At 53.4% G+C, this 24157-nt stretch carries 22 protein-coding genes; 6 read left to right on the plus strand and 16 right to left on the minus strand.

Annotated elements, in window-relative coordinates; all coding sequences use genetic code 11:
* The first annotated feature begins 6 nt into the window (after positions 1-6).
* Genes F8A88_RS05985 through cbiB form a run of 4 tightly spaced genes read left to right on the plus strand, consistent with a single transcriptional unit; the run spans position 7 to position 6810 of the window.
* Positions 7-2298, plus strand: a complete 2292-nt coding sequence (locus F8A88_RS05985; protein WP_151150153.1) for an endonuclease MutS2 — start codon at positions 7-9, stop codon at positions 2296-2298.
* Positions 2299-2323: 25 nt separating this feature from the next.
* Positions 2324-4072: a DNA primase gene (dnaG, locus tag F8A88_RS05990; RefSeq protein ID WP_151150154.1), complete on the plus strand. Its 1749-nt coding sequence runs from the start codon at positions 2324-2326 to the stop codon at positions 4070-4072.
* Positions 4059-5822 (plus strand): RNA polymerase sigma factor RpoD, encoded by a 1764-nt coding sequence (gene rpoD, locus F8A88_RS05995; RefSeq protein ID WP_151150155.1) that lies wholly within the window; start codon positions 4059-4061, stop codon positions 5820-5822. The genes dnaG and rpoD overlap by 14 nt, the downstream gene beginning before the upstream one ends.
* A 43-nt stretch (positions 5823-5865) precedes the next feature.
* The gene (gene cbiB, locus F8A88_RS06000) at positions 5866-6810 is read left to right on the plus strand and encodes an adenosylcobinamide-phosphate synthase CbiB (protein WP_151150156.1); all 945 of its coding nucleotides are present in this window, start codon (positions 5866-5868) and stop codon (positions 6808-6810) included.
* Positions 6811-6841: 31 nt separating this feature from the next.
* Here cbiB and proC read toward each other — a convergent pair whose 3' ends face one another.
* The 16 genes from proC to F8A88_RS16065 all read right to left on the minus strand — a co-directional run bounded on the left by proC (position 6842) and on the right by F8A88_RS16065 (position 21551).
* A complete protein-coding gene (proC, locus tag F8A88_RS06005; protein WP_151150157.1) occupies positions 6842-7645 on the minus strand; it encodes a pyrroline-5-carboxylate reductase in 804 nt (267 codons plus the stop codon).
* The gene (gene ndk, locus F8A88_RS06010; RefSeq protein ID WP_151150158.1) at positions 7645-8067 is read right to left on the minus strand and encodes a nucleoside-diphosphate kinase; all 423 of its coding nucleotides are present in this window, start codon (positions 8065-8067) and stop codon (positions 7645-7647) included. Before ndk ends, proC begins: the two co-directional genes overlap by 1 nt.
* 63 nt (positions 8068-8130) lie before the next feature.
* Positions 8131-8934, minus strand: coding sequence for an ABC transporter ATP-binding protein (locus F8A88_RS06015; RefSeq protein WP_151150159.1), 804 nt, complete (start codon positions 8932-8934; stop codon positions 8131-8133).
* Positions 8931-9833, minus strand: a complete 903-nt coding sequence (locus F8A88_RS06020) for an ABC transporter permease (RefSeq protein WP_151150160.1) — start codon at positions 9831-9833, stop codon at positions 8931-8933. The genes F8A88_RS06015 and F8A88_RS06020 overlap by 4 nt, the downstream gene beginning before the upstream one ends.
* Positions 9834-9926: 93 nt before the next feature.
* A complete protein-coding gene (locus F8A88_RS06025) occupies positions 9927-10877 on the minus strand; it encodes an ABC transporter substrate-binding protein (protein ID WP_151150161.1) in 951 nt (316 codons plus the stop codon).
* Between the two features lie 128 nt (positions 10878-11005).
* On the minus strand, positions 11006-11983 hold the full coding sequence (fliM, locus tag F8A88_RS06030) for a flagellar motor switch protein FliM (protein ID WP_151150162.1): 978 nt from the start codon (positions 11981-11983) through the stop codon (positions 11006-11008).
* 312 nt (positions 11984-12295) lie between these two features.
* Positions 12296-13579 carry a divergent polysaccharide deacetylase family protein gene (locus F8A88_RS06035; protein WP_151150163.1) on the minus strand — a complete coding sequence of 428 codons (1284 nt, stop codon included), beginning with the start codon at positions 13577-13579 and terminating at the stop codon, positions 12296-12298.
* A 3-nt stretch (positions 13580-13582) separates the two neighbouring features.
* Positions 13583-14869, minus strand: coding sequence for a S41 family peptidase (locus tag F8A88_RS06040; RefSeq protein WP_151150164.1), 1287 nt, complete (start codon positions 14867-14869; stop codon positions 13583-13585).
* A gap of 45 nt (positions 14870-14914) precedes the next feature.
* Complete coding sequence (locus F8A88_RS06045; protein ID WP_241667357.1) at positions 14915-16075, minus strand: murein hydrolase activator EnvC family protein; 1161 nt, start codon at positions 16073-16075, stop codon at positions 14915-14917.
* On the minus strand, positions 16036-16689 hold the full coding sequence (locus F8A88_RS06050; protein WP_241667358.1) for an endonuclease III domain-containing protein: 654 nt from the start codon (positions 16687-16689) through the stop codon (positions 16036-16038). Before F8A88_RS06050 ends, F8A88_RS06045 begins: the two co-directional genes overlap by 40 nt.
* A gap of 4 nt (positions 16690-16693) precedes the next feature.
* Positions 16694-17560 (minus strand): 50S ribosomal protein L11 methyltransferase, encoded by an 867-nt coding sequence (gene prmA / locus F8A88_RS06055; RefSeq protein WP_151150165.1) that lies wholly within the window; start codon positions 17558-17560, stop codon positions 16694-16696.
* Between the two features lie 73 nt (positions 17561-17633).
* The gene (locus tag F8A88_RS06060; RefSeq protein WP_151150166.1) at positions 17634-17855 is read right to left on the minus strand and encodes a hypothetical protein; all 222 of its coding nucleotides are present in this window, start codon (positions 17853-17855) and stop codon (positions 17634-17636) included.
* Positions 17856-17965: 110 nt separating this feature from the next.
* Complete coding sequence (locus F8A88_RS06065) at positions 17966-19165, minus strand: aspartate aminotransferase family protein (protein ID WP_151150167.1); 1200 nt, start codon at positions 19163-19165, stop codon at positions 17966-17968.
* Positions 19166-19178: 13 nt separating this feature from the next.
* Positions 19179-19643 carry a dUTP diphosphatase gene (gene dut, locus F8A88_RS06070; protein ID WP_151150168.1) on the minus strand — a complete coding sequence of 155 codons (465 nt, stop codon included), beginning with the start codon at positions 19641-19643 and terminating at the stop codon, positions 19179-19181.
* Positions 19644-19767: 124 nt separating this feature from the next.
* A complete protein-coding gene (locus F8A88_RS06075) occupies positions 19768-21387 on the minus strand; it encodes a sodium:solute symporter family protein (protein ID WP_151150169.1) in 1620 nt (539 codons plus the stop codon).
* The gene (locus tag F8A88_RS16065) at positions 21387-21551 is read right to left on the minus strand and encodes a symporter small accessory protein (protein WP_338325281.1); all 165 of its coding nucleotides are present in this window, start codon (positions 21549-21551) and stop codon (positions 21387-21389) included. Before F8A88_RS16065 ends, F8A88_RS06075 begins: the two co-directional genes overlap by 1 nt.
* 599 nt (positions 21552-22150) lie before the next feature.
* On the opposite strand from F8A88_RS16065, the gene F8A88_RS06080 reads away from it, so the two are divergent.
* On the plus strand, positions 22151-23677 hold the full coding sequence (locus F8A88_RS06080) for a glutamate synthase-related protein (RefSeq protein ID WP_151150170.1): 1527 nt from the start codon (positions 22151-22153) through the stop codon (positions 23675-23677).
* 10 nt (positions 23678-23687) lie between these two features.
* Complete coding sequence (locus F8A88_RS06085; protein ID WP_151150171.1) at positions 23688-24134, plus strand: 4Fe-4S dicluster domain-containing protein; 447 nt, start codon at positions 23688-23690, stop codon at positions 24132-24134.
* Positions 24135-24157: the final 23 nt, after the last annotated feature.

A 24157-nucleotide genomic window follows, 5' to 3' on the forward strand; every position in this document is an offset into this window, starting at 1 on the left:
GTTTCCATGGAATCCAGATCATTCCAGCTTCTGGAATTTCATAAGATATTGGACGTACTGTCCGGTTTTGCCAAGTCGGAACCGGGAGCATTTTCCTGTACCCGACTTCCGGTTCTCTCCGATTCCGCCCAAATCCAAAAAAAGGCCGCACTGTTCAACCAGACACTTGAGTGGCTGGACCAGACGCAATTCAAACTTCCCTGGTTTCCCAGTCTGGAAGGGCTGTTTCAATATCTCGACTCGGGACGAGGCCAACTGGATCAGGATGCCCTTTTTGCTCTCAAGAACGTTCTGGATATCCTGAACACCCTCAAACAGTCCTTGTCTGATTTTGAGGAAAAAGGGTGGGATGCTCTCGGGCATGCGCTTTTTGACACTCCCTGGCCTCAAAAGGTCCTTTCCGCCATCGGACGTTGCCTGGACAACGAGGGACGGCTCAAGGACGACAGTTCACCGGACCTGCTTGCAATACGGCAGGAAATTCGAAGCATCCACACCCGGTGCAGCAAACGGGTCAAGGACTTCGTTCTCAAGGAAGGTATCAGCAACTACCTTCAGGACGATTTCATGACCATCTCTTCGGATCGTTATGTCCTGCCCCTGAAGGTGAATTTCAAAAAACGTCTCGACGGCATCATCCACGACTATTCGCAAACAGGCGAGACCTGTTATTTTGAACCAATGTTTCTCGTGGAAACCAACAATCGCCTGCAGGAACTGAAACGCGAAGAACGAGAAGAGGAAAACAAAGTCCTCAAATATCTCACCGACCTCGTGGTTCAGGAACGGGAGCAAATCGAATCCGGGTACCACAACCTTGTGGACATGGACGTACTCATGGCCAAAATCGCCCTGGCCGGAGAGTACAACGGACGGGTGGTCGACGTGATGCCCGGTCCGGCAACCCTCAGGGAGGCCCGCCACCCGCTGCTGGCCCTGCAGGAAGAACAGGTTCAGAGTCTGGACATCGAGTACCTTGAAGACATACGGGCCTTGATCGTCAGCGGCGGCAACGCGGGCGGCAAGACCGTCAGCCTCAAGACCTTGGGACTCATTGCCCTGATGGCCTATGCCGGATTGCCGGTGCCAGTTGCGGCCGGAAGCAGGATTCCTCTCTGGAAAGAGATTTTCGTGATCATGGGCGACGAGCAAAGCCTCGAGGAAAACGTCAGTACCTTTACAGCCCAAATTCATTACCTGAAACGCGCATGGGACCATGTGGACGCCGACTCTCTGTTCATACTGGACGAATTCGGGGCCGGGACAGACCCCACACAGGGGGCGGCTCTGGCGCAAGCCGTTGTGGACGGGCTGATGGAAAAACAGGCCACGGTCATTGCGGCCACCCATTTTCCGGCTCTCAAGGCATATGCCGTTGCCACCGCAGGTGTGCGCGCTGCCAGCGTTCTCTTCGATCCCGCCACAAAAAAACCGCTTTTCAAGCTGGCCTATGATCAGGTCGGTGCCTCCATTGCCCTTGACGTGGCGCGGGACAACGGTCTTCCGGAATCCGTTCTTGAAAAAGCTGAAAGCTACCTGCTTTTGGACGGTTCGGACACAAGTGCCGTTCTGGATCGGCTCAATGCCCTGGCTGTACAGCGGGAACAGGAGTTGGAGCAGCTCAAGGCCAAGGAAAAAAAGCTCAAGAAAAAATACGACAAACTTACCGTCGAGTTCGAGCGCAAGCGGAAAAAACTGCTATCCGACCTGCAGGCCCAATCCCAACGCATTGTCAGGCAGTGGAAAGAAGATAAAATCAGCCGCAAACAAGCCCAGAAAGAACTGGCTGGCATGCGCTCCAAGCTGTCGGAAGGTTCAACATCCACGTCCGACGGTCCGACGTTTTCCTTTGCGGACATCCGTCCCGGAATGCGGGTACAGTATGTTGCCTGGGGAAAAAGCGGTGTTGTTTCGGAAGTCAATACGCGCAAGAAACAGGCGAAAGTCGAAATCAACGGTGTGGCCATGTGGGTCAAGGCGGAACATCTCGGTCCCGCATCTGACCAAAAACAGCACAACACGGGACATTCGCTGCAAGCCACTCCCGGCGATGGCAAAACACTTGAACTCGATATCCGGGGACGCAGAGCAGACGAAGCCATTGCCGAACTGGAGCGTTTTCTGGATAATGCTTTGCTGCAGGGCGCTGGAAGTGTGGAGATAATCCACGGCAAGGGAACCGGCGCGCTCAGGCGCGAGGTACACAACTTTCTCAAAAGCTACCCGGCCATTGACGGTTTTACGCTTGCCAATGAAGATCGCGGCGGCGATGGTATGACGCAAGTAACCTTGAAGTAAACCTTTTTGGCATGGAGCGGGGCGCATGGACAGAAGCGCCGTAGAGGCTGTAAAGGCCCGAATCAACATAGCGGACATTGTCCGACGCTACGTTGACCTGAAACCCGTCTCAGGCCGCTGGATGGGTGCGTGCCCATTTCACCAGGAAACGAAGCCATCCATGAGCGTCAATGAGGAAGAAGGCTTTTTCTATTGTTTCGGGTGTCAGGCTTCGGGTGACGTCATTGATTTCTACCAGCGGATCAACGGGCTGGAATTCGTCGAAGCCCTGGAAGCGCTGGCGCTGGAAGCGGGTATCGATATCCAGCATACGGCCCCGGACCCGCAGGCAGCCCAAAAAAGGCAGCAAAAAAAACTGTTGCTGGACATGCATGATGAATCACGGGATTTCTTCTGCAACTGCCTTGGTCATGCCGTGGGCGAAACGGCCCGGCAGTATCTTGAACGCCGGGGTATGACACAAGAAATCATTCAGGCATTCCAATTGGGCTACAGCCCGGATGACTGGCACGGGTTGGACAACTTTTTACGTTCAAAAGGCAGAAACCCTGAAGATGGCGTTGAAGCCGGACTTTTGTCAAAAAACCAAAAAGGCAATATCTACGATAGGTTCAGGGGGAGATTGATCTTCCCCATAAAAAATTTATCGGGCCGGGTTATTGCTTTTGGCGGTAGAATAATTACAGATGGAGAACCAAAGTATTTAAACAGCAGTGATTCGCCGATCTATAAAAAGGGCGAGCACTTGTATGGGCTGGACATAGCCAGGCAATCCATGACCCGAACCCGACGGGCCTTGTTGACGGAAGGATACATGGATGTGTTGTCGCTTCACCAATTTGGATACACGGATGCATGCGGTGTTCTGGGAACGGCATTGACCAAGGATCAGGTCAAGCGCCTTGCCGGTTTTTGTTCTCGTGTGGACCTCGTATTCGATGGTGACAATGCCGGGCGAAAGGCCGCACTCAAGAGCAGCCGGATGATCCTGCTGCACGGAGTGGCCTGCCGGGTGGTCCTTTTGCCGGACGGCGAAGATGTGGACAGCCTTTTACAGGCCAAAGGGAGGGACGGTTTCGACCAATGCCTCGAACAGGCCAGCAACGGCTTGGATTTTTGCGCAAGCTATCTGCAATCCCAGTTCTCCCCAAGGGAAATTATGGACTGGGCCAGAAATTTTTTGTCTGAATTGTCGGACGATTCGTTGCGTGCCTATTATTTGCCCCGTCTGGCGCAAGGGCTGGGACTGGCGGAAACCGAAATGCGCATGACTGCAGGTGCGCCAAGCCGGACGCCGCAGACACACCAACCGAAGGTGGACGCTCGATCGATTCAGCCCGGCCAGATGCCACTGGGCAAGGAAGACAAGGATGACAGGTATTTTCTCAAATTCCCCATTCAGTACCCGGAATATATTCCGAGTCTGGCGCAACAGGGATTTGAACATGTCTTGAGCACGGATTGGGCTCGGGCACTCTGGAGCAAGCTCTATGAAGACCAGCCAAGGGTAAACATGACCCGGCTGAACGAAAATGAAAAAGGCTTCTTCATCCAGTGCCGGGAAGATTTATGCCACAAGACGCTGACGGGTGAAAAAATCAAGCAGGAATGGGAACATATCTGCACCAGAATTGAAAAAAACAAATGCAAATTGACCAAAACCCGGATCAAGCAGGCCCTGCACCAGGCACAGCAGACCGGAGACATGCAACGGGCCAACGAATGTCTGCAAGCACTGGAAGAATACATACGGAGGGAGAATGAGCAACATTAAGGATATCCAGCAGATCAAAACTCTGATCGCAAAAGGCAAGGAAAAGGGATTCCTGACCTTTGACGAGCTGAACAAGGCTCTGCCTTCCGATTTCAACACTCCCGAACAGATCGAAGAAATCATCAATATCTTCGATCAGATGGATATTTCCATCGTGGATTCGGAAAAAAATGGCCGGAAAATAGCCGCGGACGCCGAAGACTCCAACGAAGACGGCAAGCTTGAACTGACCGAAGACAGCGAGGACTCTGCCGATTACGCCACTCGCAGCACCGACCCGGTACGCATGTACCTGCGCGAGATGGGAGCCGTTCCGCTGCTGGACCGCGAAGGCGAGGTCGTCATTGCCAAAAAAATCGAGTCCGGTGAAATGGACGTGCTCTACGCGCTGATCGAGATTCCGGTGGCCGTTGAGGAACTCATCCGCGTGGGAGAGAATCTTGACGAGGGACGCATCAAGCTCAAGGACGTGGTCAAGACCATCGAGGAAGACGATCCCTCCGAAGACGAGATGAACCAGCGTCAGCGGGTCATCTTCCTGCTGAACGAAGTCAAGAAGCTGCATCAGAAAAAGGGCTCGGTCTTCGACAAGATGGATGAATGCGCCCAACTCGATAAACGCGTGTATGGCATCCAGAAAAAAATTCTTGATTACAAAGAAGAAATCGTCAGCCGTTTGCGCGACATCAAACTCGAAAAAACACTCATCGACAGCATCATCGAGACCGTGAACGACTATGTTCGACAGATGCACAACTGTCAGCGTGACCTTTCCGCCTATGTACTTTCCGTGGGCAAGACTCGTGATGAAATCCAGGAACTGTTCAAGCAGGTAGACGCGAGGGAAACCAACCCCGTGGTGGCCGCCGATTCCCTGAACATGACCGTGGAGGAATTCTTCTCCTTCAAGGAAATGCTGGCCGGGAAGTTTGAGATCCTCGTCCGACTCCAGGAGAAGTGCAAACACAATGTTGCGGACCTCGAGGAAGTGCTCTGGCGCATCAAACACGGCAATATCAGCGCCGCCCGAGCCAAGCAGGAACTTATTCGCGCCAACCTGCGGCTGGTTGTCTCCATCGCCAAAAAGTACACCAACCGCGGTCTCCAGTTCCTCGACCTGATTCAGGAAGGCAACATCGGCCTGATGAAGGCGGTGGACAAATTCGAATACCAGCGCGGCTACAAGTTCTCCACCTACGCCACCTGGTGGATTCGTCAGGCCATCACCCGCGCCATCGCAGATCAGGCGCGCACCATCCGCATCCCGGTCCACATGATCGAGACGATCAACAAGTTGATCCGCACCTCGCGGTATCTTGTTCAGGAGCTGGGCCGCGATCCCTCTCCGGAAGAAATCGCGGAGCGCATGGATTACCCGCTTGAAAAGGTGAAAAAGGTCCTGAAAATCGCCAAGGAGCCCATTTCTCTGGAAACCCCCATCGGCGACGAGGAAGATTCCAGTCTGGGCGATTTCATCGAAGACAAGAAGGCAACCGCGCCCGCCGAAGAAGTCGTCAGCACCAAACTGGGCGAGCAGATCGCGTCCGTGCTCTCGGATCTGACCCCGCGCGAGGAACAGGTGCTCCGCAAACGGTTCGGTATCGGAGAAAAATCCGACCACACCCTTGAGGAGGTGGGCAAGCTCTTCAACGTCACCCGCGAACGCATCCGGCAAATCGAAGCCAAGGCCCTGAGAAAGCTTCGCCACCCGGTACGAAGCGCATTGCTGCGGTCATACTTCGAAAACTAGCATCAACGAGGGGAGGGCACAGGCCTTCCCCTTTTTTCATTTCATGAGCGCTGAAACCCTGCTTTTCATCCCCATCCCCGTTGCCGCATTCGTGCTGGATATGCTCTTTGGCGATCCGCACGGCCTGCCGCATCCGGTCAGGTGGATCGGTACCGCCATAAACCACCTCGAAACGTCGTGCCGCCGCATGGACGCCTATATCCTTCCCGAAATATCGGGAGGTTTTGCTGTGCTGACACTGACTACCGTCGTGGCATGGATTGCAGATTTTCTGACATCATTGGAACCCGGTGGCATTATAATCGCCGTCTACTTGGCGTATGCCGGGCTGGCCCTGCAAGGCCTTGTGCGCGAAGCCCGAAACGTTCTGCAATTGCTGCAACAGGATGAAATTGACCAAGCCCGGACCGCACTTTCCATGCTGGTAAGCAGGGACACGTCGCAAATGGATGCCGAGGCCATCCGGCGTTCATTGGCCGAGACCGTCAGTGAAAATTTCAGCGACGGTTTCGTTGCCCCGTTTTTTTACCTCATGATGTTGGGAATACCCGGTATGTGGGCATACAAGACCGTGAACACCTTTGACTCCATGTGGGGTTACCGTACAGAGCGATTCGCACGTCTGGGCATGATCGCAGCCCGGACCGACGATATCCTGAACTGGATCCCTGCACGGCTTTCATGGCTCTTGCTCTGCGTGACCGGCTGGGCCATGCGGCTGAATGCGGGCACGGCAATGTCGAAAACGCCCGCACAGGCCCGGACCATGGAAAGCCCGAATGCGGGTTGGCCCATGGCTGCATGCGCATGGCTGCTGCAAGGCTCCATGGGAGGGGCGGTTACATATTTCGGAACAGTGAAACAGAAACCCCGGCTGGGGCCTGAAAACGGTCTGTGGAGCAACGGAAGACTGAATACGCTCCTGAGGCTGGCCATCCGAACGGGATGGCTTACAGCGGCATTGGGCGGCATTATCTGGTTGATATGAAAAGGGGGCTGAAAAGCCCCCTTTTTTATTACTACTGGTCGCCGAGTTCGCGGTTGCGCTCATACCCTTCGACCACGGCATCGAGGAGGGTACCCCGGACAGCCATGCGGTCAAAGTGGGCCAGGGCGCGAATGGTGCTTCCTCCCGGCGAAGTGACCATTTCCCGAAGAACACTCATGTGCTCTCCCGTGTCCATGGCCATTTTCACGGATCCTTCAAACAGGGCCTGAACCATCTCCGTGGCCTGCCCGCGGGCAAGCCCCAGATATACGGCGGACTCGACCAACGCCTCCATGAAATACATCACGTAGGCAGGGCCGGCCCCCACCACCGCGGTGAACGCGTCAAACATGGACTCGGCCAACACGTGGACCTGTCCGATGCTTGCAAACGCCTCGGGAATGAACGTTTTTTGCTCATCATTGAGTCTCTGGTCGTCCAGACACACGGCGTAGACACCTTTGCTCACCAAAGCGGGTGTGTTGGGCATGATGCGTATCACCGGGCAGACATCTCCCGACCATTCGCATAATGTCGTGCGGTTTACCCCTGCGGCAATGGAAACAAGACAGGTATCCCCGCTCAGGTGCGGAGCGATGTTCGCGACAACTCCCTGTGCATGCTGCGGCTTGATAGCCAGCACCACATAGTCACACGCCTGAACCAGATCGGCTGCATCCGGCTGAACGATCATGCCGCATTCGTCATGCAACGTCTGCAGGGCTTCCGTGTTCAGGTCCGTGCCATGCACTTCCACGCCTTCGAGCTTCACCAGTCCCCTGATGATGGCTCCACCCATGTTTCCAACGCCTATGAATCCGATTTTCTTGGTCATTATCCCACCATTTCAATGTTGCTGAAGAAGTATGCAACCTCAACAGCCGCGGTTTCGGGAGCATCCGAACCATGAACGGCATTGTTTTGAATGTTGGTCGCAAACTTCTTGCGGATGGTTCCTTCCTCAGCCTGTTCGGGGTTGGTTGCGCCCATGAGTTCGCGGTAGCGGGCAATGGCGTTCTCACCTTCGAGAACGGAAACCACGACCGGACCGGAAATCATGAAGTCGACCAGTTCTCCGAAAAAGGGGCGTTCCTTGTGAACGGCATAAAACCCTTCGGCCTGCTCCCTGGACATGTGAATCATTTTGGTGGCCTTGATCTTCAGGCCAGCGTCGCTGATCATTTGCAGAATGGATCCGATGTTGCCTGCGGCGACCGCATCGGGTTTGATGATGGAAAAAGTGAGTTCCTTACTCATTGTTTCCTTGCCTCCCTGGTTGTGTTTTTCATTCAATGGCCGGACATTGTCGGTATTGCAGCATCAGCACAAGAGCATACGGTCCGAAAGCTCTTCGTCACCTCTGAGCTCGGCAAAACGCTGCAGCAGATCCTCAACCCTAAGATTCTGCTTTTCTTCACCTGCAATATCCAAAACCACGCGTCCACGGTGGAACATGACCAGACGGTTGCCCAAATTGATGGCCTGACTCATGTTATGGGTGACCATGAGAGCCGTCAGGCTCTGCTGTTCAACCATTTCCTGCGTCAGCTCCAATATCATCTGAGCGGTTTTCGGATCAAGTGCCGCCGTGTGTTCATCCAACAACAATAATTCAGGACGAACCATTGTGGCCATAAGCATGGTCAGGGCCTGACGTTGTCCTCCGGACAGCAACCCTGTAGCTGTCCGAAGTCTGTCTTCCAGCCCCAGGCCCAGTTGGGCCAGATTCTCCTGAAAAAGGGCGCGATCCCTGGCTTTGACACCAAAGCCGAGCCCTCGAGATTTTCCCCGTTTCATGGCGAGGGCCATGTTCTGTTCTATGGTCGCCCCGGCACAGGTCCCCAGAAGCGGGTCCTGAAAAACCCGACCAATCTTGGCTGCACGCTTGTGTTCAGGCCAAGAAGTTACATCGTCGTCTCCCATTACAATCGACCCGGAATCCAAGAGAAAACTCCCTGAAAGAGCATTGAGAAAAGTTGATTTTCCGGCACCGTTGGAACCAATGATCGTAATGAAATCCCCCGCATCGATGGTCAGGTCAATACCGTTGATTGCCTTGACCTCATTCACGCTGCCCCTGTTGAAGGCCTTGAAGGCCCCGGTTATCGTGATACGGCCACTCATGACGCGGCCCCCCTGAAGAATAACTTTTTCTTTATACCCGGCGCAGTCAGGGCAACCACCACCAGAAGCGCGGTGATCAGGTTCAGGTCGCTCGGTGTGATGGAAAAGGCCCCAAGTTTGAGGCCGAGAGCCAGCGCTATGGCGACGCGGTACAGGACCGAACCGAGCAGGGCAGCAACGATGGCGCGAAAGATGGTCCGGTCGCCGAAGACAGTTTCACCGATAATGACGGATGCCAGGCCGGCAACAATGCTGCCCACGCCCATATTCACGTCCGCAGCCCCCTGATTCTGGGCCACCAGGGCACCGGAGCAGGCCACCATGGCGTTGGAAAGTCCAACACCGAAAATGATTACCGTATGCGTATTTACGCCCTGGCTGGTAATCATCTGGGGGTTGTCTCCGGTGGCAAGAAGCGCCAGCCCGATTTCCGTATGCAGAAACCAGACAAGGGTAACCGCCGCCAGCACACAAACCGCACAAAAAAGGATTGGGGTGGACAAATATTGGGGAAGGCCGGAAAGTTCCATGAACCAATCGACCACGGTATTCTGCCCAAGCAGGCTGACATTCGGTTTTCCCATGATCCGCAGATTTACGGAATACAGGGCGATCATGGTCAATATGGACGCCAGCAGATGCAAAATCTTGAGCTTTGTATTCAGAATTCCCGTCACCATACCAGCCAGAAAACCAGCCCCGCAAGCCATGAAAATGGCCACGAAAGGGGAATACCCGGATGATATTGCCACCGCGGAAACGGATGCCCCCAAGGGCAAACTTCCATCAACCGTGAGATCGGGAAAATCCAATATCCTGAACGTCAGATAGACACCCAAAACCATAAGGCCATAGGCGAACCCCTGTTCCAAAGCTCCATAAAACGCGTATAAAGTCATCGTTGTTCCGATTATTCTTGATATGCCAAAACAGGCGCGTTGATTTGCAACGCGCCTGTTACTCCTTACGGCAGTTCATGGCAACCGTCGAGGTTACTCGATAATCTTGTCCGCACGGGAAAGAACGGATTGGGGCAGCTTGACACCCATGGCCTCTGCGGACTTCTGGTTCGCATACAGACGCAGTTGCCTTATCGTTTCGACATGCATGTCGGCAGGCTTAGCACCATCCCGCAAAACACGGGCACCCATTTCACCAGTCTGGCGCCCCATAAGATAGTAATCGACGGCAAGGGCAGCAACCGCGCCGCGTTCTACCGAATCAACATCCGCGGCAATCAGCGGCAAATGGTTCTGTCGGCAGACCTTGACGGCCGACTCGATGGCGGAAACCACAGTGTTGTCGGTCGGAACATAAACAACGTCCGCACGCCCAACAAGACTTTTGGCAGCCTGATAAACACCAGACGAGTTGGCTATGGTTCCTTCAACCACGTCGATACTCATTTCGGACGCATACTTTTTGAGCAGGTTGACGAGCACGATGGAATTCGGTTCACCCGAATTGTAGATCACACCGATGGATTTGACGGACGGAACAATTTCTCGAATCAGCTCCACATGCTTCTTCATGGGGCTGAGATCAGTCATGCCACTGATGTTTGCCCCGGGTTTTTCCAAGCTTTTGACCAACCCTGCCGTTACCGGATCGGTTACACCAGTGAACAGAATGGGGCGATCTTTGATCTTCTGGGCAACAACCTGGGCGGAAGACGTGGAAATGGCCAGCACCAGATCGGGTTGCTCCCCGAGAATCTGACTGGCGATCTGTGTATTTGTGGCCGCATTGCCCTGTGCGATGTGCACGTTGTATTCGGCCTTGACCCCCTCATCCTTCAGGGAATCCATAAATCCCTGACGCAGGGCGTCCAAAGCGGGGTGTTCCACAATCTGATTAACAGAAATGGAGTATGTCTTCTCAGCACACATGGCGGATGTGGCAAGAAGAACAAAAATCAAAACGACAAGACAGATCCTTTTCATTGTTCTCCTCCGAAAATAATGATTTGACGCATGAGAATGCGGGACATTCAGGACGTTCGTCAAGCATTAGTCCATAAAAAAAGCCGCCCGAAGAAGGCGGCCCACAACAAATATCCGTATGGAAAAAATCAAAAACGAAGTTCCTGTTCCTTCTTGACCTTGAAGGCCTTGTTGCCCTTGACCCTTCCGGGCAATCCTTCGAACTTCTTGATCCCTTCGATCTCCGCCTCCAGCAGTTCATCCTCATCCGTATCCAACAATAAAATATCGCCGGTTTTGAGATTCATGAGTTGTCGGCCGGAAATTTTGCTTTGACCAAGCCGCACAACCATTTCGACGGGCGTTTCCATGAGACGTTCCTTGAACCGGTTGATCCACGCGTGGTCAACTTCAAGGCGTTCCGACTGGAACGAGGCATGCAACTTGGAACGAATGGGTTCCATGGTGGCATAGGGCAGGCAGATAATCAGCGAACCGATGGCATTTTCCAGCTCAACCTCGAACGTAACCACGATAACCACGTCCGAGGGGGGTACAATGGCAGCAAATTGCGGGTTGACCTCGGTGCGAACCATCTCGATGTGCACCTCGTGAACAGGCTGCCACGATTCTTCCATATTGGTCAGGGCAATCTTGACAACACGTTCGACAATGGCCTGCTCGATGGGTGTGAAATCGCGCCCCTCCACCTTGGGCTGGCTTCCGGCACCACCAAAGAAATTTTCAACCAGAGCAAAGACCAGCCTTGAATCGACAACGAGCAGGGCGTTGCCGCGCAAGGGGTCCATTTTGAATATGGAGATGGATGTGGGAACAGGCAGGGAGCGCATGAAGTCGCCAAACTTGGACATGTCGATGGAAATGGGGTTTATGTCCACGCGCTTGCGCATGGTGTTGGCAAGGGCGTTGGTGCACAACCGCGCAAAACGGTCATTGACGATTTCAAGGACCGGCATGCGTCCGCGGATGATTCTATCCTGGTTGGCGAGGTCAAAAGAGACCACGCCGGAATCATCTTCAGGAAGCTCCGCCTCGGTCTCTACGTCGCCCCCCGAAAGTCCGCGCAACAGGGCATCAACTTCATCTTGTTCGAGAATCTTGCTCATGAATCGTATCCAGCCTCTCTCTTTCCCGTTGTGTCAAATTTACATCACGCCGGAAGATAAAGCAAAAAACGGACCGAAAGCTGTATTCATATCGGTCAATACCAAGAGTTTCTTAATATTTCACCTAACACCACAGGTATGACCTAGGCAACCTTAACAGCGGATTGGAACACGATTTTTCTAGAAAAAAAATTGATAAAGACAAGAAAAGCAAATCGCCGGGGCAGGTATTATCCTAAAAAACACACTATTTCAGACAAATATGAGATACATTTCGTGAACATTTACTGTCGGCAAGGCTCAGGATCCCACTCACGAATCTGAAAAAGCCGGTTTGAGCCGTGATAAGGGGACAACGGTCACTTTCTTGTTGCGACGAGTTGCCCATTGCCTGATTGCGGCCAAAGTTGCCGGATGCGGATGGCCGATGGCAATGGCCTGGCCTCGACTCTGGGCAATCCTTTCGGCCTTGCGCAATTGGTACACAATGGAGGAAACATCCTTGACGTTATCCAGAAAGACGTTGCGTTTGTAAAAAGGTATGGCAATGGAACGAGCTACATCCCGGCCGACACTTTTCGGTGTGGTCATGCTGTCCAGAAAGAAAAGCCCACGTTTCTTAAATTCCTTGAGCGCTGCCCGCATCCCGGGCTTGTTTTCCGTGAAAAGCGACCCCATATGATTATTGGCACCGATGGCCTCGGGAATCATGGCGACGTATTTCCGGACCGTATTGCTGATTTCACGGGCATTCATGGTTACAAACAATGCCCCTTCGCCGGGGTTCACGCGGGGATAGCCTTTGGGCTGCATGGGAAAATGAACAAGAATATCCCGTCCGGCCTTACGAAGTAAACGTACAGATTCGTTCATATGACTGCTGGCAGGCCAGACCGCATAGACAAGGGGTAAATCGATGGACAACAACCCCTTGAGAATTTTCATATTTTCACCAACGTCATCAATGACGACAACCAGCTTGGGTCCATTGACGCGATTGGGGGCAGGGGCAGAGGGCGTTTGTCGGATGCCATCCAGCAGGATATCATGGGTGTTGACGTCTCCGACCATCAGGGAAACATGGTCACCGTCTCCTGTAAGATACGCATTGGTCACACGCTTGGACAAACTCTTCTGCAAAGCCAATAAAAAGGCATCACGCTTTTTGACATTCGGTATGCGCAAGCGCTGGAAATGATAATCCTGTCCGGCGTGGCTGCGGATCGTCACCTCATCCAACTCCAGCCGCTGCATATCGATTCCGCTCGTACGCAGGGCTTCCAACAAAGCGAAGTCAACCTGTTTGACGATCTCTTCCAAGCCGCCAAAGGCTTCCTCATAAATACGTTTGGATGATTCCGGAGATACAGCCTGAAGGACGACCGGCTCTTTGGATTCCATAACGACGGGAACGGGCGGAGCGGAATTCATGAGCAGATGAATAACCACTCCCATGCCGCACAACACGACAGCAAAGACAGCAATGAGAACACCGGGCCGGAACAGGCGATGTTTCAGCCTGTCCAGCCCGGTTTCTTTTTCAGTGCTATGCGTTTTTTCCGAGCCGCTTTCCAACGGCTCCCTGTCCTGAGTCATTCGCTATTTGATTTTGCTCAACCTCGGCAAACTGCGCACCAGTTCAAGCCCCATGCGCAACTGATTGTCCTTAGCAAGCATATCTTTGATTTCTTTATTTTTTTTCTTCTGTTCCGGCGTTTCGCCATTGGCGTTTTCCAAATGACCGCCAAGATCCTTTTCACGTACGGTGAAACGGCGACGCAGGTCGGACTTGTCATCTTCGGCAGGCTCCACAAAAGGAATGCTCAGATCAGGTTCGATTCCCGTGGCCTGAATTGAACGTCCGCTGGGCGTGTAGTAGAGCGCGGTGGTCAACTTGATACCGGCACCGTCGGAAAGGGGAATCACGGTTTGGACGGATCCCTTGCCGAAAGAACGTTCACCTACGAGAAGGGCGCGGTTGTGGTCCTGCAAGGCACCGGCAACGATCTCAGAAGCCGAAGCCGATCCCGAGTTGATAAGTACAACCATAGGAACAGAAACGTCCTCTTTGCTTTCGCCAGCCATGAAATCCTTGCGCTGGGCCTCGTTTTTGCCCTGAATGTAAACGATCAGACCGTCTTCAAGGAAGGTGTCTGCAACAGATACGGCCTGTCCCAGAAGTCCCCCGGGGTTATTGCGCAGGTCAAGAACAATGCCTTTCAATTCATTGTCATCACGGAATTCATCAATACCCTCAAGCAATTCCTTGGTGGTATTCTCATTGAATCGAGTCAGACGCACGTACAGGTAGCCCTTGTCCAAAACCTTGGTCTTGACGCTGACGATGGGAATCGTACCACGCACAATGGCCACGTCTTCGGGAACCTGCGAGTCCTCATGCATGATGGTCAGGGTGATAGTGCTCCCCTTGGGACCACGAATCTTGGAAACAGCATCCATGAGAGTAATGTCCTGGGTAGACTCTCCATCAATTTCAAGGATGAAATCCCCAGCCTTGAGCCCGGCCTTGTACGCCGGCGTGTCCTCGATGGGAGAAACTACAATGAGACGACCGTTCTCCATGCTGATTTCAATGCCGATGCCGCTGAATTTGCCGCTGGTGCTTTCCTGCATATCCTTGAAGTCTTCGGCGGTGAGATATGCGGAATGCGGGTCCAACTGTTCCAGCATGCCCTTGATGGAATCCTCGATCAGTTCCTTTTTGGTGATGGGATTGACATAATACCCTTCGACCATATCAAGCACTTGGCTGAACCGGCGCAAGGCATCGAAATGGGCGTCATCCTTGCTCGCTATACTGGAGCCAGGAGTAACGGTAAGCGTAAAAAGAAGAAGAAAAGTCGTCAGCCACAAGGTAATGCGCATTGTTCCCTCCCCGAGATCTATCCCTGTCTCAGGTCAACTTGCCAATCAATTTAAAGAGGTTAACCAAAGGTCCGGGTTAATGGGTTTTTGGTGAAAACGCAATTCAAAATACAGTCCCGGACCATTGACCTTGGGATAGAACCCGGCTCTGCCAATGGGTTCATCCTTTTCGACTTCCTGCCCCGTTTCAACGAATGTATCCTGCAAATATGCGTATAGACTATAATAATTATATCCATGGTACACGATCACGACCTTGCCGAAACCGCGCAGCGTATCATTATGAACAACCTTGCCCCAAAATATTGATCGAACTTCAGCCTCATCGATTACACTCAGTGACAGTCCCCGGGAGGGCGGTTTGGCCCGCAGATTGAAATGGGCCACTACGTCTCCGTCCACAGGCCAGGGCAAGGCTCGTTTGTAAAAATCGAATTTTTTGGTTTTTTGGGTGCTCAGTTGATAATTGAGTTGCTTGATGGTGGCAAGAATGTCCTGCAATTCACTTTCAAGCGTCCGTTTCTTGGTGGTGACCTTCTTGAGATTGGACCGCAATGTCCACTTATCGCGCAATAGCCTGTCTTTGTTTTTGTTGATCCGTGCAAGCTGCAGTTCAGCCTCTTTTTCCAAAAGACGTTGCCGTTCAAGGTTGCGTTTCAGCTGCTCGGCCGTATCCCGTGCGGCCACGAACTTTTCGCGGGTAGCGGTATACACCGAAGAAAGCCAATTGAAGCGCCGGTTGGCCATGTCCCACGAATCCACACCGGCGAATCGGCCCTGTGCGTTCTGAATATGTACAGGCCACAAGGTTTCGAGCAAGGCATTCAATTCCTTGAGTATCGATTTCTTGCGAGCTTCAAGTTCAAAATGTTCCTCGCGGGCAGCTTTTTCATGCTGGCGAATCTTATCCAACACCTTTTGCTGTTTTCTGACCTTGCCGCTCATGGTGCGCACACGCTTGGCGACCGCATCTAAACGACCGGACAACTCATCTGCCTTGCGCTTCAGATCCAAAACCTGATTCTGGCGGACATCTGCCTCGTAATTCTGTTGTTCGATGACCTCATGAATGGTCCCGGATTCCTCGGCGCACACAGGAGATGCCTGCGTAAAAGCAAGAAAAACAAGGCAATAAAAAATATATTTCCGCACGATATCCGTTCGCATCAGGATTCCAGCAAAGGTTGCAGGGGACAGGACTCGCACCAGCCAGCTTTTCGCCTACACCATGCATTGCCTACCCGAACAAGCAATGCATGGTATTCATTGAACAATGACACGTCCTGGGGCAATACGTCCATGATATACGATTGCAATGCGTGGTAATCCACATCCGGCTCGACAAGACCGTGTCGATTAAAAATCCGGGCCGTATAGGCGTCCACGACCAGAACAGGTTTTTCCAAGGCATAACACAGAATGGAATCCGCAGTCTCCGGGCCAATTCCGTTGACACTCAGAAGCGCCTTGCGGAGACTGTCCATGTCCTGCCCGGCAAGCCTGGTAATGGAACCATCTGCATACTCATGAAGAAAGGCCATGAAATTGAGCAGACGCCTGGCTTTTTGCCGATAGTATCCGCACGGACGAATCAGAACCTCAAGCTCTTCTTGAGAAAAGGAGTCCAGCCGTTGTTCATCAAGAGCTCCGGCAACCTTGAGGGCATCAATGGCCTTGGTCACGTTGCCCCAGTTGGTATTCTGGGTCAGGATCGCGCCAACCGCCACTTCGAAAGGTGAATCCGCAGGCCACCAGTTGCTCGGTCCCAAGGATTGGTGCATGAAATCAAACATGCGCATGAGCAACTGTGCGCGTCCCACAAAACTACCTCCGAACCGAATCCCAGACCAACACAGCCCATTCACCCTGACTGGTAATGACAGGCTGGCCAATGCCGCGCCGTTCATAAGCAGCAGCCACAGCCTGAGCCTGTTCATTCAGGATGCCAGAAAGCACGAGCACGCCTTCCGGACGCACATGGGGCACAATGTCAACGGCCATCTCTATCAGTGGGCCGGAAAGGATGTTGGCCACAACAACATCGAACTCATGCCCGGCATCAAGGCTTTCCACACTGCCCACGGCAAGACGCATGGATTCGGCAACATTGTTGGTTTCAAGATTTTCCTGCGCACAGGCAATGGCCTGCGGGTCAATGTCCAGCCCGATGCCCTTCAGGCCGAGCTTGCACAGACCGATGCCGAGAATTCCTGAGCCCGTGCCCAAATCCAGAAAACGCATGCCTTCGCGTACCAGACCTTTTTGGACGATTTCCCCAATAGCCTCAAGACACAGGGAAGTGGTGGGGTGATGCCCGGTTCCAAAAGCCATCTTGGGCTCGATGACAATATGTGTCTTGCCGTCATGTCCGTCTTCGGACAGCCACGGGGGCAGAATTTCAAACCGTTCGCCACACATGACCGGGTTGAAAAAATCCTTCCAGGCCATGGCCCAATCCTCGGATTCCTGCTCGGAATGGCTGAGCCTACACCCAGGAAACCGTGCTTCGATATCCCGTGTCAGCTCGGTTCCGAGAGGGTGGTCCTCAAGAAAAATCCTGAACAACATGCGATCACCTTCTGTTTCGGGAATCTCCTCCCAACCGTGCGAAACCTTGGGCGCAAGGAATGCGTTGCAATCGTCAGCTTTTTCCGCAGGAACAGAGAACTCTATCTTCATGAGTGTGGACATGATTCATTTCCTTGAATTGCAGTAAAAAAGGCCAAAGTGAACCTTCGGCCGGTCATGGTGTGGTACAAACGTATCAGACTACCGTGTCAAAAAAAGAGCCTTTGCCCGTATACACGGATTGCTGTACCGAGGCCGAAAAACTGTTCTTCAGTTCATCGGCTTCGACTTTCGAGGAATTCCGGTCGACGGTTTCGGCATCCGAGCCGGGCCGAACCTTTTCCTTTTCTTCCTCATGCCGACGGGCTGCATCAATGCCATACCCGTCCAAGCTTTCCATAGGTGAAATACTCTCCATGGCTTGCTCCTTACAAAACAATACGGATTGGACACAGGCCGGTCAAGGCAATGCATTGGGTTGTCCAAACAAAAAGGGGCGCCGTGCAGCGCCCCCACATATTGCATCCGCTATGCAGCAAGTATCAGGTCAAGCGCCTTGAAAAACTTGATTAAATCATCAGCTTCTATCACCAACGGCGGCGCAAGCCGTAATATGCGCCCCTGCGTCAGGTTGCAAACAAACCGTTCTTCCAACAGCCGCTGCCAAATTTCCTTTCCATCGCAGGCAAGCTCTATTCCGAGCAACAGCCCCATACCGCGCACCCCGCGCACATGTTCAGGGTACTTTTCAGCAAGCAGCAAGGCCTGTTCGCGGGCGAATTCCCCCATTTCCATGGCGCGGTCTGCCAATTTATCCTGCACCATGATGTCCACGACCTTGGCAGCCACAGCGGAGACCACAGCACCACCGCCAAAGGTGGTAGCGTGCGACCCCGGCTCAAAACCACGAGCGACTTCGTCCGAAGTAAGCACCGCACCCATGGGCAAACCGTTTGCCAAAGCCTTTGCAGAAGTGAATATGTCCGGCACAAGCCCGTAATGCTGATGCGCCCAGAAACGGCCGGTACGGCACATGCCGGTCTGAACTTCATCCACAATGACAAGCAATCCGTATTTTTCTCTGAGGCGTTCTACGGTCCGCACGTATTCTTCAGACAAGGGACGGATACCGCCTTCGCCCTGGATCATCTCGATCATGATGGCGCATGTCTGCGGACCGACCGCAGTCTCCAGCGCGGCAACATCGTCGAAAGGAACCGTGGAAAATCCCGAGGGCAGGGGAGCAAAGCCGTCCTTGATCAATCCTTTCTGCCCGGTGGCGGTCAGGGTGCACAGGGTTCGCCCATGAAAAGAACGTTCGAGGGTCACGATTTCACAAGCGTCACGCCCGGCGACTTTGCTGGAATAGCGGCGTGCCAGCTTGATGGCGCCTTCGTTGGCCTCGGCCCCGGAGTTGCAGAAAAAGACCTTGTCCGCAGCACAGGTGTCCAGCAGGCGTTCCGCCAGATCAAGCTGTTCGTTTTGATAGAAAAGATTGCTGACATGAACCAGCTTCCGGGCCTGTTCATTCATGACGTCTGCAAGTTCCGGGCGACTATGGCCCAGGCTGCACACGGCTATGCCGGAAAGCAAATCCAGGTATTCCTGTCCCTCGAGGTCATACAGGTGGCAACCTTGTGCCTTGGAAACCGCCAGAGGATACCTTCCATATGTGTTGCACAAAAGCTTGTTTTCCCGTTCGACAATGGCATCAAACGCCTTGGTCATGATACTGTTCTCCTCAATGTTTTCCGGTGTGACCGAATCCTCCGGCCCCGCGCTCGGTCCCGGTCAGTTCCTCGACCGCGCTGATGGAGGCCTGATAGCATGTCTTGAATACCAACTGGGCAATGCGCTGCCCGCGTCGGATTCGTCGTTTTTCACCGGAAGTATTGAGTAATGAAACCTTGATTTCCCCCCGGTAATCGGGATCGATGACACCAACGCCCTGACTGACGGTCAGGCCTTCCTTGGTCCCCAGTCCGCTTCGGGAATACAGAAAACCGGCTACACCGGGTTCGCGGACGTCGATGGCGATACCCGTACCGATTGTACGGCGTTCGCCCGGACCGATTTCAAGATATTCCTGATCAAAACAGGCGCGAAGGTCCAGCCCCACAGAATGGCTGGTGGCGTATTCAAGATCATGCTCATCCCAGACCGGATGCATGAACTTGACATTCACATTGATACTTTCAGGTTTCATCATTTTTCCTTGTAGCGTGTTGATCCGAAGGGCTTTTATGCTCCGGCGCGCCCGATGCTGTCAAAGAAAAAAACGGACGCCGCCAATACAGAAAAAGGCGACGTCCGCAGACTGCACAACGAACTCAACCAATTCTCGCCCAGCAGGCCTGAAGATGCCGAACCGTCATGGGCCGGGTCACCAAACTTACTCCAACGGCAAGGACAAGCGACACGGGCAAAGCTACCACATTGGGATCCAGCCATTGCAACAGCCACACCCACGACCCCTTGGCTCCGGCCATGGCAAGTGAATCAAGGCCGGTCAGGGCCTTGCACAGTCCAATGGCCGCAGATTCCTTAAGGTGCACGAACAGCAACCAGAACATGGATGCTGCAAAACCGCCCACCATGGAAACCTTGGCCCCGGTCTTGGTCATGCCTTTCCAATACAACCCCAAAGCATAGATGGGCAGGAAAGAAGCCGCACAGAGACCGAAGAAAAAGGCTGTTGCGCGGGCAATGATCGACCCAGGCAAAACCCATGCCCATATAAGAGTCATGCACACCGTCACGACTACGCCCAACCTATTCAGCTTCATGGTGTTTTCACCCTTGCCAAAACGGATGAACTGCTCAAAGAAATCGCGGGCAAGTGAAGTGCCGCCCACATGGTACTGCGAGGACATGGTGGACATTGCCGCAGCAAACATGGCCACAAGAAAAAATCCTGTAAACCACGGAGGCATTATCTTTTCAATGTAAAGCGGAATGATCTTGTCGAAATTCCCCTTGGCCATGACGATGGAAATCTTCCCGAATTCCTGCATGAAAACCGCGTTGGAAAGCGCGCCCACGGTAAAAGCCACACCAGTCATGAGCAAAATGAAAATGCCGCCGATGAGCACGGCCCTGTTCAATTCGCGGTCCGAAGGCACGGTCATGAAACGCACCGCCAGCTGCGGCTGGGCCAATACGCCGAAACCCACACCATACACGATGGTGGTGTAAATGGTCAGTCCGATAGGCGAAGCAAAATGTGCCCCCTGTGTCCAACCGATCATGCCCCCTTGCTGCAATTTTGCGGGCATAAGAGATGCCATGTCCGTAAGTGCCTGATGCGCTTCGGTAACGCCGCCCAGCAACGAATACGTGGTATAAATGAGTATACCCATCATCACGGCCATGAGCGTTCCCTGAAACGCATCCGTGTACATGACGGCCCTGAGCCCGCCCGTAACAACATACAGTGCGATCAATCCGGTCACCACGATCAGCCACGCCTCGTAGGGCAGGCCGATGGCGGTTCCGGCGAAAGATACTTCGAGCATGCGGCAGATGCCGATGAGTACGGCTGCAGCATAAACCGGGATAAACAGGAAAATGGTGCATCCTGAAAACTGCTGGATAAACCTTGACCCGTACCGCCTTCCCAAAAGTTCGGGAAAGGTGTGGCTGTCAAGCGCCAGGCCCATGCGCCGTGTCCGTTTGCCAAAGAAAACCATGGCCACGAACACACCCACGAAAATGGTCAAAAAAGTCAGCCAAAGCAAAGAAAAACCAAATAATCCAGCAGCACCGCCAAAACCGATGATGGCAGAAGTGGAGACAAATGTGGCGCCATAGGACATGGCCATGATGAATGGGTTCATCTGACGACCAGCAAGCATATAGTCAGTCGATTTTTTAGTTTTTTTCCAACCGACAAAACCAAGCCAGAAAACCACCCCGAGATAGACGACGATAGCAAGGGCTTTCAGCAGCATTATTCCTTCCCTCCGGACGTTTTCAGGACTTCATCCGTACTGGAAGAAACAGCATCGCTCCCCCTTTCATTCCAATTCACAATTCCGTAAACGACACACAACGCCGTAGCCGCAAGGCATAACCAATAAACAAGCGCAATTTCGACACTACCAAGCCCCAACATATGTCAACTCCTCCTCGTTGCGGGCCGTCCTGCTGGCTTGCGGCACAAAAAAAGGGCCGCAGGTTTTGCCTGCGGCCCTTTTTTAGGTGTTGGTTTCTCGTTTAAACGACGCCAACCCCCTCAAGCCACAGGCTTGCGTGGGTAAAAAAGAAAAAGCTGAAAAAACGATTAAAGTTGGCGTTCATGGATTTGCTTCTAATTGACGAAAACAAAAACTGTCAAGTAAAATCGAAACTCGTTCACTTGCAGCACAATCAGGCCACCCATTACACAAGCCTTTCCAACCTGCTTTCTCCCCCGTACGCTCCCGCCCATATCATTATAATTAAAATCTGGAGCCAAAGGTCGTCAAAGAGACATTTCTTGCCGAAAATGTACTGCCCGTTTTTTGTCGATGCTTGCAAAAAAGTGAAACAGAGAATTCTTTCTCGCTCAGGCCAACAGACAATGCTTGACACGACAGGAAGCCATATGCTTTTCTGATCTTCCTTCGACAACAACTGTTTTTGTTCATTTTTGTAAAAAGCAACAAATACAACCTCGCCAACAAGCCGGATGATGACCTTTTTTGGCAAACACTTTCAGAGAGGGTAACTGCCTTGCTGTTCCAGCCCATCAACAAGAATTACCACGAGTTTCACATCGACAGGGACAAGGACCTGTGCATCAATTGCCAAGTCTGCGTGCGTCAATGTTCCTACGAGGCCCATTACTGGGACAAGGCCAGAAACAAGGTCATGCACGACAGCTCCAAATGTATCGGCTGTCACCGCTGCGAAGCCCTTTGTCCCACAGCGGCACTGCATATCCGCAAAAAACCTTCTGATTTCCGCGGAAATGCCAGCTGGCGTCCTGTTTTCATCGAAAACATATACAAACAGGCCGACACAGGTGGCGTCCTCCTTGCGGGCATGGGATCTCCGGTCGATATTCCCATTTACTGGGACCGCATGCTGCTGGACGCAAGTCAGGTTACCAACCCGTCCATCGATCCGTTGCGCGAGCCCATGGAGCTGGACACCTATCTGGGGGCAAAGCCATCCAGGATAGAGGTGACCCAGGGCACTGACGGCAAGCCCAAGCTCAAGACCAGGACAACGCCGCAGCTCAAGCTCAAGTACCCGATCCTCTTTTCGGCCATGTCTTTCGGCTCCATCAACTTCAACCTGCACCGGGCCATGGCCCGCGCGGCCACAGAGTTGGGCACCTATTACAATACCGGGGAGGGTGGGCTGCACAAATCCCTCTACAAGTACGGAGCCAACACCATCGTGCAGGTGGCATCCGGCCGTTTTGGCGTGCACAAGGACTACCTGCAGGCCGGAGCAGGCATCGAAATCAAGGTGGGGCAGGGCGCAAAGCCGGGTATCGGCGGCCATCTGCCCGGGGAAAAAATCAATGACAAGGTTTCGGAAACCCGTATGGTCCCCATCGGCTCCGACGCCATTTCCCCGGCACCACACCATGACATCTATTCCATTGAGGACCTGTTGCAGCTGATTTTTGCACTCAAGGAGGCCTCGGAATACAAGGCCCCCGTTTCGGTCAAAATCGCAGCGGTTCACAACGTGGCGGCAATCGCCTCGGGCGTCGTGCGCGCAGGAGCGGACATCGTGGCCATCGACGGTATGCGTGGTGGCACGGGAGCGGCGCCGGCCATGACGCGAGACAACGTGGGCATCCCCATCGAGCTTGCACTGGCCAGCGTGGACCAGCGCCTTCGCGATGAAGGAATCAGAAACCAGGCTTCCATCATTGCCGGCGGCGGCATTCGCTGTTCCGCGGACGTGATCAAGGCCATCGCCCTTGGCGCTGACGCCGTGTACATGGGAACGGGCACACTCATCGCCGTAGGCTGCACCCTGTGCGGACGTTGTTACACCGGAAAATGTCCGTGGGGCATCGCCACCAACGATCCCAAGCTCTCCAGACGCCAGAATCCAGACATCGCGGCCAAGAAAATGGTTAATCTGGTTCGGGCATGGGGACACGAAATAGAGGAAATGCTGGGCGGAATGGGGCTGAACTCCATTGAAAGCCTGCGCGGCAACCGCGACAAGCTCCGCGCTGTCGGCCTTTCCGACACAGAAATGGACATTCTCGGCGTCAAGCACGCCGGAAGGTAGGGAGCAAGCCATGAAAAGAGTATACCCCGACAAAGAATACTGCATTGGTTGCCACCTCTGTGAGTTGGCATGCATAACGGCCCATTCCGAAAGCAAGGACCTCATCCTGGCCTACACCAAGGAAAGGAACGAAAAAGGCCTTTCTCCCTGCAAACGCGTCTTTGAAAAGGGCGATATCTGCGTAGCCATCAGCTGCCGCCACTGCGATGAACCATCCTGTGTTGCAGCTTGCATTTCCGGTGGATTGCGCAAGGATCCGGAAACCGGACAGACCGTTTACGACCGGGACAAATGTGTTGGTTGCTGGTCCTGCCTCATGGCCTGTCCGTATGGAGCAATCAGACGCCACCCCGTTGAAAACAAGATCGTCAAATGCGACCTGTGCCAAGACAGAGAAGACGGCCCGGCATGCGTGGCCGCCTGTCCCAATCAGGCCCTGAAGTACGAGGAACGCTAAACGCCACCGCTATCGGAGTCTCC

The organism is Pseudodesulfovibrio senegalensis (genome assembly GCF_008830225.1).
In the GTDB taxonomy this organism is placed as follows: domain Bacteria; phylum Desulfobacterota; class Desulfovibrionia; order Desulfovibrionales; family Desulfovibrionaceae; genus Pseudodesulfovibrio; species Pseudodesulfovibrio senegalensis.